The organism is Pantoea sp. LS15 (assembly GCF_012241585.1).
Taxonomy (GTDB): Bacteria; Pseudomonadota; Gammaproteobacteria; order Enterobacterales; family Enterobacteriaceae; genus Enterobacter.
The window spans coordinates 260,426-273,673 of the sequence record NZ_JAAVXA010000002.1 but is presented as its reverse complement, the minus strand read 5'-3'; the positions used below and the strand labels follow the sequence as shown (position 1 = coordinate 273,673).

Genomic DNA, 13,248 nt, shown 5'->3' with positions numbered 1-13,248 from the left:
CCCGGCAAAATTCTCAGAACGGGAACAGGACCGGTATCAATACCACACACACCAGCATCACCAGCGCGGTGAACGGCACGCCCAGTTTCACAAAATCGCTGAATCGGTAGTTCCCCGGCCCCAGTACAAGGGTATTGACCGGTGAAGAGACTGGCGTCATAAACGCTGCTGAGGCCGCCATCGCTACCATCATCGCAAAGGGATACGGTGACACGCCCATTGATTTCGCCATCGCCAGCGCAATCGGTGCCATCAATACCGCCGTCGCGGTGTTTGAGATAAACAGACCGATGGTGGCGCACATAATAAACAGGCAGACCATCATCATGTATGGCCCATACCCGCCGCCAACGTCCATCAAACCTTTAACGATCAGATCCACCCCGCCGGTTTTTTGCAACGCCAGGGCGAAGGGCATCATGCCGACAATTAATATAATGCTCGGCCAGTGAATCGCTTTATAAGCACTTTCGGCATCAATACAGCGGAATTTGCCCATCAGTAAACAAGCAATAATCGCCGCCACAGGATTAGGTATTTCATCGGTCAGCATCAGCGCGACCATTAACACCAGACAAAAAATAGCGTGGGGAGCCTGACTGTGAGCCGGAGAGGCATCGTTCTCTTCAACTGGCATGTTGAGCACCACAAAATCGCGCCCTTTTTGCCCGAGCTGGCTGATGAGCTTCCAGTTACCGACGACCAGAAAAATATCCCCCAACTGGATAGGCTCATCCACGACGGCCCCTTCCATCGCGACGCCATCACGCTTCAATCCCACCACGTTTAATCCATAGCGGGTTCGGAAGCCGATTTCGCGCACGGTTTTACCCAGTAATTCCGATTCCGGGATCAGCGACACTTCGGCCATGCCGACATCGAGCGCCTGGTCTGAGAAATACTCCCCGCGCAGCACCATCGGCTCCAGCATTTGCTCGCTGCAGAATTCGCGCAGATCCACATCTGCGGTGGACATATCAATCAGCAGGACATCCCGCGCACGAAATTCCGAAACCCCGTTGACGTTGACGATAACCCGGCGAAAACGACGCCAGCGCTCTACACCGATCACATTCGCGCCATAACGCTCACGCAGCCTCAGGTCGTCAAGCCGCTGCCCGACCATCGGCGAGCCGGGACGAATGGCCAGACGGCGGGCACGTCCGGTGAGACGGTAGTCTTTGATCAGATCGCGAAAGGTACGTCGCTTCCAGCTCTCTTTGGTTTTATCCTGCTTTTCCCCTTTCAGAGCAAAACGGGTCAGCAGCATGTAGACCACACCCAACAGCAGAATGACCAGCCCAAGTGGGGTGACGCTGAAAAAACTGAACCCCTGGAATCCTTCCCGGATAAGCTCGCTGTTAACAACCAGGTTCGGCGGCGTTGCCACCAGCGTCATCATACCGCTGATCAAACCGGCAAAACTCAGAGGCATCATCAGGCGCGACGGCGAGGTCTGCATCCGCATGGAGACACTCAGCACCACCGGGATAAAAATCGCGACCACGCCCGTTGAGCTCATAAACGCCCCCAGCCCGGCAACGGTCAGCATCAGATAGATCAACATCTTTGTTTCACTGCTACCGGCCACCTTCACCAGCCATGCTCCCATGATGGTCGCTACGCCGGTGCGCACCAGACCATCACCAATAATAAACAGGGCGGCAATCAGAATGACGTTGGGATCGCTGAACCCGGAGAAGGCTTCCGGCAGCGTGAGCGTACCGCTCAGCACAAAAGCAACGATGATAAACAAGGCGACCGCATCCATGCGAACCTTGCCTGTGGCGAAAAGAATGATGGCGATTAAAAGCAGGCTAAGGACCCAAATCAGTTCACCGTTCACAACATGTCCTTGTCAGTGGGAGATGAGAATTTTTTACCATAAAAAAGCCCCAACAATGTGGGGCTATATCATGGGATTACATTTTCAGCGAGACGGTTACAACGCCATCAGGTGCTTTTGAAACAACCAGTGCCGTCAAGGAATCGAGCACAAAGTCCGCTTCACTCAGCCGGGGGGAGTCCGTCGGAACGTTGACGGCGATAACGTGGCTACCGGCGTTTAACCCGGCCAGGATGCCTGCCGCTGCATCTTCCACCACTACACACTCTGCCGGAGGGAGCCCCAGCAATTCGGCACCCAGTAAAAAGGCGTCGGGTTCAGGCTTTCCGCGCTTTACGCGCTCTGCCGTAATAAACACTTCGGGCGTTGGCAGGCCTGCCGCCTTGTGTCGGGCATGAGCAACCGGCACGGAACCGGAGGTGACAATCGCCCACGGGATCTGTGCCTCGTTCAGATGCTCAAGCAGTTCGCGTGCCCCTGGTAATGCAGTGATGCCGTCCGTATCGGTGGCTTCAATGTGTTCCAGGTATTTGAACTCCGCCTGAATGTCGTCCTCAGAGCGCCCGGCCAGGAAGTGCCTTAGCGAGGTTATGGCCTGTTTGCCATGGATAAAATTCAGCACCTCCTGATGGTCGATGCCATGTCTGTCAGCCCAATGGCACCAGGAGCGCTCCACAACCGGTAGCGAATCCACCAGCGTACCGTCCAGATCAAACAGAAAACCTCTACACTGCACACGCACCTCCGTCAGGCATTAATGATTTGTTGAATTTCGTTGCTGCTTAAATGGTACTGGCGCGGACAGGCGTGCCACGCGCTCAACATGCGCTGGTATTTATCCCACATTGGGGTCTGCGCGTTGAAACCGTGGGTGCCCGCATCAAAGTGGGTATAACGTCCTTCGGTATTCACCATAAAGCGAACATAGCTCAGATAACGCGCTTCCGTCGCGGCATCAAAGCCTAAGAAGGTGACACGACGCTCGTCAATGGACTGCTGATCTTTAAGATTCGTCCAGGACACATGCAGAGCGTGATACATCTCCATAATGTCGATCACGATGCGGCAGGTTTCTTCTTTCAGCTCACCAAACTCGCGATCCAGTTCGCGCATTTGCAAACCAAAGCCGCGTTCGACGATGGTCTGCAGGCGGCTGTAGCGCGCAGCGTTATCGGGATCAAGCATAGTCATCATCTTGTACTGGTTAGACAAAATCAGACGTTGAGCATGGGTCATTTCCATCTTTCGACTCCTGTAGCGCATTGCACTTAAAAAAAAGACACGGTAACTGATTGTTACTGTGCCTTCTTTTAATAGTCGTTTCGATGATCAATCACAAATCATCGAGGAATGTTTTATCAAGTTGCTTAAAAGCTCGCTTAAGTGTGTCGGCCAGCGCCTGGTAATCCGGCTTACCTTCGACCGGGGCGAGCGCCTGGCCTGCCTCTTCCAGTTTTCCGCGCACTTCATAAAACCAGTGTAAAATAGAAGGCGGAAGCGGTGTGATGGAGCGTTTACCTAACCACCAGAGCCCCTGCATTGGCAGACTTAACGCGAAGAGCGCCGTCGCGACCGCCGGACCAAGCTGACCACCCAACGCGATTTGCCAGCACAGGGTAAAGATAGCGACGGGAGGCATAAATCGAATCGCATAGCGCGTTGCGCGGATGGTGCGATTCTCTATAAACATGGGTGCAAGACGCTTTTCCATCGGCCACGTCTTTGCGTAATGCTGTCCCCGACGAAACAGACTAAAGAAATTTACGGTCGGGTTCTCTGGTGTCGACATGGCTGTACCTCAACTTCACATATAAAAATTAAAATTTTCGTGCAAAACCACAACAGGCTATGACAACGTTCAAAATATTTTGTCATCCCTACCCCGTATCGGGTATCCTGTGCCAGCCTGATAGGGCCATAGACGAGAATCATTAACTCGTCAAATTATCGCATATTATGCCATTGTCTGAAAAATGTTCAAAATGGCATAAAATCATAGGTATTTCTTTCATCATGCCAGAATGTTCGTTTGGCATGATGTTAATCATAAATGTCTGAGTCATCATGCGTTACGCTGTTAGACTCACTGACGTTTTTTTAGCCACGTATCAATAATAGGTACTTCCATGTCGAGTAAGTTAGTACTGGTTCTGAACTGCGGTAGCTCCTCACTGAAATTCGCCATCATCGATGCGCTCAACGGTGACGAATACCTCTCTGGTTTGGCCGAATGTTTCCATCTGCCTGAAGCACGTATCAAGTGGAAGATGGACGGCAGCAAACAAGAAGCGGCTTTAGGTGCAGGCGCCGCTCACAGTGAAGCGCTGAACTTTATCGTTAACACTATTCTGGCACAAAAACCAGAACTGTCTGCTCAGCTGACTGCGATTGGTCACCGTATCGTCCACGGCGGCGAAAAATACACCAGCTCCGTCGTGATCGACGAAACTGTTATTCAGGGCATCAAAGATGCTGCCTCATTTGCACCGCTGCACAACCCGGCGCATCTGATCGGTATCGCTGAAGCGCTGAAATCCTTCCCGAATCTGAAAGATAAAAACGTGGCCGTGTTTGACACCGCGTTCCATCAGACTATGCCGGAAGAGTCTTACCTCTATGCCCTGCCATACAGCCTGTACAAAGAGCACGGTGTTCGTCGTTACGGCGCACACGGCACCAGCCACTTCTATGTAACTCAGGAAGCGGCAAAAGTACTGAATAAACCAGTTGAAGAGCTGAACATCATCACCTGCCACCTGGGCAACGGTGGTTCTGTTTCTGCTATCCGCAACGGTAAATGCGTTGATACCTCCATGGGTCTGACTCCACTGGAAGGTCTGGTGATGGGTACCCGTTCCGGTGACATCGACCCGGCAATCATCTTCCACCTGCACGACACCCTGGGCATGAGCGTTGACCAGATCAACAAAATGCTGACCAAAGAGTCTGGCCTGCTGGGTCTGACCGAAGTCACCAGCGACTGCCGTTACGTTGAAGACAACTACGCAGAAAAAGAAGACGCAAAACGTGCAATGGACGTTTACTGCCACCGTCTGGCGAAGTACATCGGCTCTTACACTGCGCTGATGGAAGGCCGTCTGGACGCAGTTATCTTCACCGGTGGTATCGGTGAGAACGCGGCAATGGTGCGTGAACTGTCCCTGGGCAAACTGGGCGTTCTGGGCTTCGACGTTGATCACGAGCGTAACCTGGCTGCCCGTTTCGGCAAGTCTGGCTTCATCAACAAAGAAGGCACCCGCCCAGCTATCGTTATCCCAACTAACGAAGAGCTGGTCATCGCGCAAGACGCAAGCCGTCTGACCGCCTGATTCCACACCGCCAGCTCTGCTGGCGGTGCTGTTTTGTAACCCGCCCAATGTCGGCGGTAACGAAAGAGGATAAACCGTGTCCCGTACTATTATGCTGATCCCTACCGGAACCAGCGTCGGCCTGACCAGTGTCAGCCTTGGCGTTATCCGTGCTATGGAACGCAAAGGCGTTCGTCTGAGCGTCTTTAAGCCAATCGCCCAGCCTCGTGCCGGTGGCGATGCGCCAGACCAGACCACCACCATCGTTCGTAAAAACTCCAATCTGCCAGCGGCTGAACCGCTGAAGATGAGCCACGTTGAATCTCTGCTGTCCACTAACCAGAAAGACGTGCTGATGGAAGAGATCATCGCCAACTACCACGCTAACACGCAAGACGCGGAAGTGGTGCTGGTTGAAGGTCTGGTCCCGACCCGCAAACACCAGTTTGCCCAGTCTCTGAACTTCGAAATCGCGAAAACCCTGAACGCAGAGATCGTTTTCGTGATGTCTCAGGGCACTGATACCCCTGAGCAGTTGAACGAGCGTATCGAACTGACTCGCAGCAGCTTCGGCGGCGCGAAAAACACCAACATCACTGGCGTAATCGTTAACAAACTGAATGCGCCAGTTGATGAGCAGGGCCGTACTCGCCCTGATCTGTCCGAGATCTTCGACGACTCCTCCAAAGCGAAAGTCATCAAAGTTGACCCGGCTAAACTGCAGGAATCCAGCCCGCTGCCAGTACTTGGCGCGGTACCATGGAGTTTCGATCTGATTGCCACCCGTGCAATCGACATGGCGCGTCACCTGAACGCCACCATCGTTAACGAAGGCGACATCAATACCCGCCGCGTGAAGTCCGTGACCTTCTGTGCGCGTAGCATTCCGCACATGCTGGAACACTTCCGCGCAGGTTCCCTGCTGGTGACCTCCGCAGATCGTCCTGACGTACTGGTTGCAGCGTGCCTGGCCGCGATGAACGGCGTGGAAATCGGTGCTATCCTGCTGACCGGTGCCTACGAGATGGACCCACGCGTAAGCAAGCTGTGCGAACGCGCGTTCGCCACTGGCCTGCCAGTCTTCATGGTGAACACCAACACCTGGCAGACCTCCCTGAGCCTGCAGAGCTTCAACCTGGAAGTGCCGGTTGATGACCACGAGCGTATCGAGAAAGTTCAGGAATACGTTGCTGGCTACATTAACGCAGACTGGATCGAATCCCTGACGGCGACCTCCGAGCGCAGCCGTCGTCTGTCTCCTCCTGCATTCCGTTACCAGCTGACCGAGCTGGCGCGTAAAGCGGGCAAACGTGTTGTTCTGCCAGAAGGCGACGAACCACGTACCGTTAAAGCGGCGGCTATCTGTGCAGAGCGCGGCATCGCGACCTGCGTGCTGCTGGGCAACCCGGACGAGATCAACCGCGTTGCGGCATCTCAGGGTGTTGAACTGGGTACAGGCATCGAAATCGTTGACCCGGAAGTGGTTCGCGAAAGCTATGTTGCACGTCTGGTTGAGCTGCGTAAGAGCAAGGGTATGACCGAAGCCGTTGCGCGTGAACAGCTGGAAGACAACGTAGTGCTGGGTACGCTGATGCTGGAGCAGGACGAAGTTGATGGCCTGGTTTCCGGTGCTGTTCACACTACTGCGAACACCATCCGTCCACCGCTGCAGTTGATCAAAACCGCTCCAGGTAGCTCTCTGGTTTCTTCCGTGTTCTTCATGCTACTGCCTGAACAGGTTTATGTTTACGGTGACTGTGCGATTAACCCGGATCCAACTGCAGAGCAGCTGGCTGAAATCGCTATCCAGTCTGCTGACTCCGCGATTGCCTTCGGTATCGAACCACGTGTGGCAATGCTCTCCTACTCTACCGGTACCTCTGGTGCAGGTAGCGATGTAGAGAAAGTCCGTGAAGCAACTCGTCTGGCGCAGGAAAAACGTCCTGACCTGATGATCGATGGCCCGCTGCAGTACGATGCTGCGGTTATGGCTGACGTTGCGAAATCCAAAGCGCCGAACTCTCCGGTTGCAGGTCGCGCGACCGTGTTCATCTTCCCTGATCTGAACACCGGTAACACCACCTACAAAGCGGTACAGCGTTCTGCAGACCTGATCTCCATCGGGCCAATGCTGCAGGGTATGCGCAAACCTGTGAACGACCTGTCCCGTGGTGCGCTGGTAGACGATATCGTCTACACCATCGCACTGACCGCGATCCAGTCTTCGCAGCAGCAGTAATTTATTCACTGCACGAAAAAGGCGACCACTTGGTCGCCTTTTTTATTTACAGCAGCTCTCTTGCCGCCGACACAATGTCAAGTGCCGTCAGGCCGTACTCTTTTTGCAGGAAATCCTGCGTACCCACCTGGCCGTAACGCTCTTTCACGCCCACGCGCCGCATTGGCACCGGACACGTCTCCACCAGCACTTCCGCCACCGCCGACCCCAACCCGTTGTGGATGCTGTGGTTTTCGCAGGTCACAATACGCCCGGTTTTCTCGGCGTAGTTTTTCACCAACATCCGATCGATCGGCTTCAGGGTAAACATGTCGATGACCGCTGCACTGACGCCCTCCTGCTCAAGCTGACTAGCCGCTTCCAGTGCTTCCGCCACCATGATGCCATTGGCAATCAGGGTAATATCAGTTCCTTCGCGCAGCACATTGCCTTTGCCGATGGTAAACGTCGAGCCAGGCGCATACACGCTCGGTGCCTGCTTACGGATGGTGCGCACCCAGTAGAACCCTTCCAGGTCGATAAGCTGGCGCAGCACGTCCTCAAACATCACCGTGTCCGTCACTTCCAGCACCACTGATTGCGCCAGACCGCGCACGATACCCATGTCTTCAAACGACATATGCGTTCCGCCGTTATGACAGGCCGTCACACCCGCATCAGAGGCTATCACCTTCACGTTGTTGCGCTGGTAGTCAAGGGACATAAACAACTGGTCAAAACAGCGACGACTGGCGAAAGCGGTAAAGGTGTGAACAAACGGTTTGCGCCCGGTGAGTGACAGTCCTGCCGCCGTCCCAATCACGTTCGCTTCCATGATTCCGCAGTTAATCACATGCTGCGGATAATCACGCGCCACGCTATCCATCGCCATCGAGCTCATCAGATCCGCTTCCAGGGCGATAATCTCACTCCCCGCCTCAATCTGCTTAGCCACAAAACCCGCGTAGACTTTACGCATCTCAATGGCATCTTTCTGTCCTGCAGGTGCAACCTTAATCATGAGTTTCCTCCAGTTGGCGGATCGTCTCGTTGAGGGCCGCTTTACTCTCGGCGGTCAATCGCAGATGGTGCGAGTTACTGAGTTGCTCCAGATACGGCACCCCCTGCCCCTTAATGCTGTCCAGGATCACCACCAGCGGGCGCGCATCTTTCGCCGGAACCAGAGAGGTCACTTCCAGCAGCGCCGGAATATCGTCCCCTTTGACCGTCACCACGTCATAACCAAAGGCACGGAATTTTCCTTCCAGGTCGAACACGCAGATAATATCGTCCAGCTCGCCATCCAGCTGCTGCTTGTTCCAGTCCACGAATATCGTCAGGTTATTCAGACGATGGTGCGCAATAAACTGGAACGCCTCCCAGCACTGCCCCTCGTTCAATTCGCCGTCACCGACAATGCAGAAGACCCGATTCGGTCGCCCCGCCAGCTTGTGCGACAGCGCCATGCCCCCGGCAATGGAAATCCCCTGCCCCAAGGAGCCTGTGGTGGCATCCACGCCACGCGTTTTCAGGCGGTCCGGATGGCTGGGCAGACGGGTACCGTTCTGGTTCAGCGTGCTCAGCTCTTCCATCGGGAAATAGCCTTTGATCGCCAGCGTACTGTAGAGTGCCGGGCCCGCATGACCTTTCGACAGGACAAAATAGTCACGCTCTGGCCAGTCCGGATCCGCCGGGTCAATTTTCATCACCGCACCGTACAGCACGGCCAGGGTTTCAACCACTGACATACTGCCGCCGTAGTGCCCAAACCCCAGTTGTGTCAGGGATTTCAGCGTCTCAAGGCGAATCTGACGTGCGAGTTCGGTTATCTCATTCTGATTCATGATTTGGCTCCGGTGTTTTCCTGTGCATTACCCTCTGCAGGTTTGTTTTTCGCGAAGACGTTGTACGCCACCAGCAGCGCGAACAACGCCACAACCAGCCCGGTAATGGCAAGCGGCGACAGGAAGCGCGCCAGGTTGCCGAGCACAATCCCAACGGCGCCGAAATCAGCGTCCGAGAAGGTCGTGTTAGCAAAGCCAATTGCGCCCAGCACCGGCAGCAGCAACACTGGCAGGAAGGTGATCAACAACCCATTGGCAAAGGCACCTATCATTGCCCCACGACGTCCACCGGTGGCGTTACCAAACACACCCGCTGTTGCGCCAGTGAAGAAGTGCGGCACCACGCCCGGGAGGATCAACACCCAGTTAAACTGGCCGCAGATGATCAACCCCACAATTCCACCCAGGAAGCTGAACAGGAAGCCAATCAGCACCGCGTTTGGTGCATACGGATAGACCACCGGGCAGTCCAGCGCCGGGCGTGCATTGGGCACCAGTTTTTCCGAGAAGCCGGTAAAGGCCGGAACGATCTCCGCCAGGATCAGGCGCACACCCTGCAGGATGATGAACACGCCCGCCGCGAAGGTAATTGCCATGATGATGGCGTAGACCAGGTAATTCTGGCCGCCGCTGAAGGTGGCCTCAACGTATTCACGCCCGGCACTCACCGCCATGATCAGATAGATAATCATCATGGTCAGCGAGATGGAGATAGAACTGTCGCGCAGGAAGCTCAGGTTCTTCGGCAGGTTCATCTCTTCGGTTGAGCGGGAGCCTTTGCCAACCTTGCTGCCAATCCAGCCGGAAAGCACATAGCCCAGCGTGCCGAAGTGACCGAAGGCGATATCGTCGTTACCGGTGATACGCTTCATATAACGCTGCGCGATGGCCGGGAAAAAGGCCATTACCAGACCAAGGATCAGCGAGCCGGTAAAGACCAGCCCTACGCCTTCGAAGCCCGCTACCGTCAGGATCACACCAATCATGCACGCCATGTAAAAGGTGTGATGCCCGGTCAGGAAGATATACTTCAGGCGGGTAAAGCGAGCGACGATAATATTTGCCACCATCCCGAAGGCCATAATCAGTGCGGTCGCTGCACCGTATTTTTCCAGCGCAATCGACACAATCGCTTCATTGTTTGGAATAATCCCCTGGATAGTAAAAGCGTGCTCAAACATACCGCCTAAAGGATTTAATGACCCTACCAGTACTGTGGCACCACCACCCAGCACAATAAAGCCCAGGATAGTTTTAATTGTCCCTTTCACTACGTCCGAAAACGCTTTTTTCTGTGCAACCAAACCGATTAACGCAATTAACCCCACCAGCACAGAAGGGACTTTTAATATATCAACAACGAAATTCAGCGTTTCAAGGATAAACATATCCACCTCGCCTTATCAGGGTTATTGTCTTTCGAACCAGGCGCGCAGCTGCGCTTCAAGCTCGTTGATGTCGATGATGTTGTTGATCACCACCAGATGGCTTTCCGGCACGCTGGCGCTGGCCGCAATGTCTTTTGCCATCACGAACAGGTCGGCCGCGCCCGGTGTGGCCGAGGAGAGATCGGAGTGTTCAACCTCAGCTTCAATCTCCAGCTTTTTGAGCACCTTTTTAATATTCATTTCAACCATAAAACTACTGCCCAGGCCAGAGCCGCAAATAGCCATGATTTTCATTGTTGTCCCCTTTTTTTGAGTAAAACACGCCCCATCACGCCGGTGCGTAATGTTGTAAAAATCGGATTAAATAATTAAATCAGAAGCGGTCAATAATCGTTTTAACTTCCTCCAGGGTATTCGCCTGATGTAATTCAGCCATATCTTCATCGCTGGAAAACAATTCAGCCAGCGCAGAAATCATCTCGATATGGCTATGTTTGTCCGGCGCCGCGAGCATAATAATGACATCGACAGGGTCAAACTCACCGGCACCAAACGAGACGCCCTGTTTTAGTTTTAATAATGACAGCCCCAATCCTTTGGCTCCTTCCTCCGGCCGCGCATGCGGCATCGCCAGCCCTGGTGCCAGCACATAGTAAGGTCCTAATGTACGATGTTGCTCAACGATCGCCGTGACGTATTCCGGCGCGATAACCTGCAGATCCAGCAACGGTTTTGCGCATATCTCCAGCGCCTGCGGCCAGCTTTCAACGCTTTCCTGAATCGTAATGGTTGCATCATATATCCATTTTTTCAGCACTTTTCACTCCCGCCACACTGCAAAAGATGAGCAAACTTTATTCAACACATCAATACCTGACTGCGATCAAGATCACAAAGATAGCGCTACCAATCGCTAACATTCAGAAATGTGATAGCGCTATCAAATTGTAATCATGGTGTGAAATCACAGCAAAAAAAGGGATTTAGGGCGTATACTGCCTGTCACGTGAAACGAAGGAAAATAAGAACGCGTCTGGTCAGCAGGAAGGTGTATGTCTCTAACCCGAAAACGGCGCAGTACCGGAAAAGTGACACTCGCCGATGTCGCACAGCTAGCCGGTGTGGGCACGATGACCGTGTCCCGTGCACTCCGCACGCCTGAACAGGTTTCCGATAAACTGCGAGAAAAAATTGAAGCTGCGGTGCAAGAGTTGGGTTATATGCCCAATCTTGCGGCCAGTGCACTGGCCTCAGCCTCGTCATGGACGATTGCGATGGTTGTTCCTAATCTCTCCGAGGCCGGTTGCTCGGAGATGTTCGCCGGGCTACAGCAGGTGTTGCAGCCTGCTGGTTATCAGATCATGCTGGCAGAATCCCAGCATCGTCTTGAACAGGAAGAGAAGTTGCTGGAGACACTGCTGGCGTCGAATATTGCCGCCGCCATTTTGCTCAGCGTTGAACATACTGACACCGTTCGCCACTGGTTGAAAAATGCCTCCATTCCGGTGGTGGAAATGGGGGCCATGCGTGCCGATCCGATTGATATGAATATCGGGATAGATAACGTAGCAGCCATGTACGAACTGACGGAAATGGTGATTAAACGCGGCTATCAAAATATTGGTCTGCTGTGCGCCAACCAGGAACAGTGGATTTTCCAGCAGCATTTACAGGGCTGGTACAAAGCAATGCTTCGCCACCATATGTCACCGAACCGGGTCATTAACGCCGCCATGCCGCCAGTTTTCTCGACCGGCGCAGCACAACTGCCCGAATTCCTGCTGGCGTGGCCTGAGCTGGATGCGCTGGTGTGCGTCTCAGACGAACTGGCCTGCGGTGCTCTGTATGAGTGTCAACGCAGACGTATTAAGGTACCAGACGATCTGGCGGTAGTGGGATTTGGCGATAGCGATGTCAGCCGTGTCTGTCAGCCACCGCTGACGACGATGGCAGTTCCCCATCGCAAGATTGGGATCGAAGCCGGGAAAGCATTACTGGAGCGTCTGAATGACGGAGACTGGCGCGATCAAAAACCCATCGCGTCCAGTCTGTGTCTGAGAGAGAGTTGCTAAGGCTTACTCAGCCTCTTCCTCTTTCTCTGATTTGGTCGACTCGTTATTCGCGTTACGGCTCATCCACAGTGCCAGCGCTTTTAATGAATCTGGAGTGAACTCGTCGCAACGCGCGGTAATTTCTTCCGGCGTCATCCAGTTCACTTCGCTGACTTCTTCTTCCTGCAGGGCAAACGGCCCGTGAGAGACACAGCTAAACAGCCCGCCCCAGACGCGGCAGTTTTCATCCTCGAAATAGAACTGGCCATGTTCGGCAAACGGTACGCCCGCAATACCTAACTCTTCTTCCGCTTCACGACGCGCGGAATCCAGCAGCACTTCATCTGCCTGGACCACACCGCCTGCAGTGGCATCCAGCATACCCGGGAGAAAATCTTTGGTGTCCGTGCGGCGCTGAACCAGAATTTTACCCATACCGTCGTGAACAACGATATATGTCGCACGATGACGCAGACGCTCCGCACGCATTTGTTCGCGGCTGGCCTGCGCGATTACTTCATTCTCTTCGCTGACAATGTCAACCCACTCTGTACTTGCCAAATGATTCTGCTCCACCATCGGGAAACCTTCTC

The 13,248-nt window shown here is 53.9% G+C and carries 13 protein-coding genes; 3 read left to right on the top strand and 10 right to left on the bottom strand.

Annotation, left to right across the window (positions count from 1 at the left end; all coding sequences use genetic code 11):
- Window positions 1–13: 13 nt before the first annotated feature.
- The 4 genes from HED65_RS04770 to yfbV form a co-directional block, all read right to left on the bottom strand.
- On the bottom strand, window positions 14–1,846 hold the full coding sequence (locus HED65_RS04770; RefSeq protein WP_114977645.1) for an SLC13 family permease: 1,833 nt from the start codon (window positions 1,844–1,846) through the stop codon (window positions 14–16).
- Between the two features lie 76 nt (window positions 1,847–1,922).
- A complete protein-coding gene (locus HED65_RS04765; RefSeq protein WP_114977644.1) occupies window positions 1,923–2,582 on the bottom strand; it encodes a sugar phosphatase in 660 nt (219 codons plus the stop codon).
- A gap of 11 nt (window positions 2,583–2,593) precedes the next feature.
- On the bottom strand, window positions 2,594–3,088 hold the full coding sequence (locus HED65_RS04760; protein WP_008502874.1) for a YfbU family protein: 495 nt from the start codon (window positions 3,086–3,088) through the stop codon (window positions 2,594–2,596).
- Window positions 3,089–3,179: 91 nt separating this feature from the next.
- On the bottom strand, window positions 3,180–3,635 hold the full coding sequence (gene yfbV, locus HED65_RS04755; RefSeq protein WP_028016238.1) for a terminus macrodomain insulation protein YfbV: 456 nt from the start codon (window positions 3,633–3,635) through the stop codon (window positions 3,180–3,182).
- A 337-nt stretch (window positions 3,636–3,972) separates the two neighbouring features.
- Between yfbV and ackA the strand changes: the two genes are divergently transcribed.
- Together ackA and pta are read left to right on the top strand one after the other, a co-directional pair.
- Window positions 3,973–5,175, top strand: coding sequence for an acetate kinase (ackA, locus tag HED65_RS04750; protein WP_114977643.1), 1,203 nt, complete (start codon window positions 3,973–3,975; stop codon window positions 5,173–5,175).
- Window positions 5,176–5,251: 76 nt separating this feature from the next.
- The gene (gene pta, locus HED65_RS04745; protein ID WP_114977642.1) at window positions 5,252–7,393 is read left to right on the top strand and encodes a phosphate acetyltransferase; all 2,142 of its coding nucleotides are present in this window, start codon (window positions 5,252–5,254) and stop codon (window positions 7,391–7,393) included.
- 46 nt (window positions 7,394–7,439) lie between these two features.
- Here the strand turns inward: pta and HED65_RS04740 are convergent, their stop codons facing one another.
- The 5 genes from HED65_RS04740 to HED65_RS04720 all read right to left on the bottom strand — a co-directional run bounded on the left by HED65_RS04740 (window position 7,440) and on the right by HED65_RS04720 (window position 11,421).
- A complete protein-coding gene (locus tag HED65_RS04740) occupies window positions 7,440–8,393 on the bottom strand; it encodes a transketolase family protein (RefSeq protein WP_114977641.1) in 954 nt (317 codons plus the stop codon).
- Complete coding sequence (locus HED65_RS04735) at window positions 8,386–9,216, bottom strand: transketolase (RefSeq protein WP_114977640.1); 831 nt, start codon at window positions 9,214–9,216, stop codon at window positions 8,386–8,388. Before HED65_RS04735 ends, HED65_RS04740 begins: the two co-directional genes overlap by 8 nt.
- Window positions 9,213–10,604 (bottom strand): PTS ascorbate transporter subunit IIC, encoded by a 1,392-nt coding sequence (locus HED65_RS04730; RefSeq protein ID WP_114977639.1) that lies wholly within the window; start codon window positions 10,602–10,604, stop codon window positions 9,213–9,215. The genes HED65_RS04735 and HED65_RS04730 overlap by 4 nt, the downstream gene beginning before the upstream one ends.
- 21 nt (window positions 10,605–10,625) lie before the next feature.
- Window positions 10,626–10,898, bottom strand: a complete 273-nt coding sequence (locus tag HED65_RS04725; protein ID WP_114977638.1) for a PTS sugar transporter subunit IIB — start codon at window positions 10,896–10,898, stop codon at window positions 10,626–10,628.
- Window positions 10,899–10,977: 79 nt separating this feature from the next.
- Window positions 10,978–11,421 (bottom strand): PTS sugar transporter subunit IIA, encoded by a 444-nt coding sequence (locus HED65_RS04720; RefSeq protein WP_114977637.1) that lies wholly within the window; start codon window positions 11,419–11,421, stop codon window positions 10,978–10,980.
- Window positions 11,422–11,656: 235 nt separating this feature from the next.
- On the opposite strand from HED65_RS04720, the gene HED65_RS04715 reads away from it, so the two are divergent.
- Window positions 11,657–12,676 (top strand): LacI family DNA-binding transcriptional regulator, encoded by a 1,020-nt coding sequence (locus HED65_RS04715; RefSeq protein WP_114977636.1) that lies wholly within the window; start codon window positions 11,657–11,659, stop codon window positions 12,674–12,676.
- A 3-nt stretch (window positions 12,677–12,679) separates the two neighbouring features.
- Here the strand turns inward: HED65_RS04715 and yfcD are convergent, their stop codons facing one another.
- Window positions 12,680–13,234 carry an NUDIX hydrolase YfcD gene (gene yfcD, locus HED65_RS04710; RefSeq protein ID WP_028016230.1) on the bottom strand — a complete coding sequence of 185 codons (555 nt, stop codon included), beginning with the start codon at window positions 13,232–13,234 and terminating at the stop codon, window positions 12,680–12,682.
- Between the last annotated feature and the right edge of the window lie 14 nt (window positions 13,235–13,248).

What these genes read in the sequence shown, in the direction of transcription:
- yfcD (WP_028016230.1), bottom strand. Translation starts at nt 13,234, where the DNA reads ATGGTGGAGCAGAATCATTTGGCAAGTACAGAGTGGGTTGACATTGTC.
- yfbV (WP_028016238.1), bottom strand. Translation starts at nt 3,635, where the DNA reads ATGTCGACACCAGAGAACCCGACCGTAAATTTCTTTAGTCTGTTTCGT.
- HED65_RS04760 (WP_008502874.1), bottom strand. Translation starts at nt 3,088, where the DNA reads ATGGAAATGACCCATGCTCAACGTCTGATTTTGTCTAACCAGTACAAG.
- HED65_RS04730 (WP_114977639.1), bottom strand. Translation starts at nt 10,604, where the DNA reads ATGTTTATCCTTGAAACGCTGAATTTCGTTGTTGATATATTAAAAGTC.
- HED65_RS04740 (WP_114977641.1), bottom strand. Translation starts at nt 8,393, where the DNA reads ATGATTAAGGTTGCACCTGCAGGACAGAAAGATGCCATTGAGATGCGT.
- HED65_RS04715 (WP_114977636.1), top strand. Translation starts at nt 11,657, where the DNA reads ATGTCTCTAACCCGAAAACGGCGCAGTACCGGAAAAGTGACACTCGCC.
- HED65_RS04735 (WP_114977640.1), bottom strand. Translation starts at nt 9,216, where the DNA reads ATGAATCAGAATGAGATAACCGAACTCGCACGTCAGATTCGCCTTGAG.
- HED65_RS04725 (WP_114977638.1), bottom strand. Translation starts at nt 10,898, where the DNA reads ATGAAAATCATGGCTATTTGCGGCTCTGGCCTGGGCAGTAGTTTTATG.
- ackA (WP_114977643.1), top strand. Translation starts at nt 3,973, where the DNA reads ATGTCGAGTAAGTTAGTACTGGTTCTGAACTGCGGTAGCTCCTCACTG.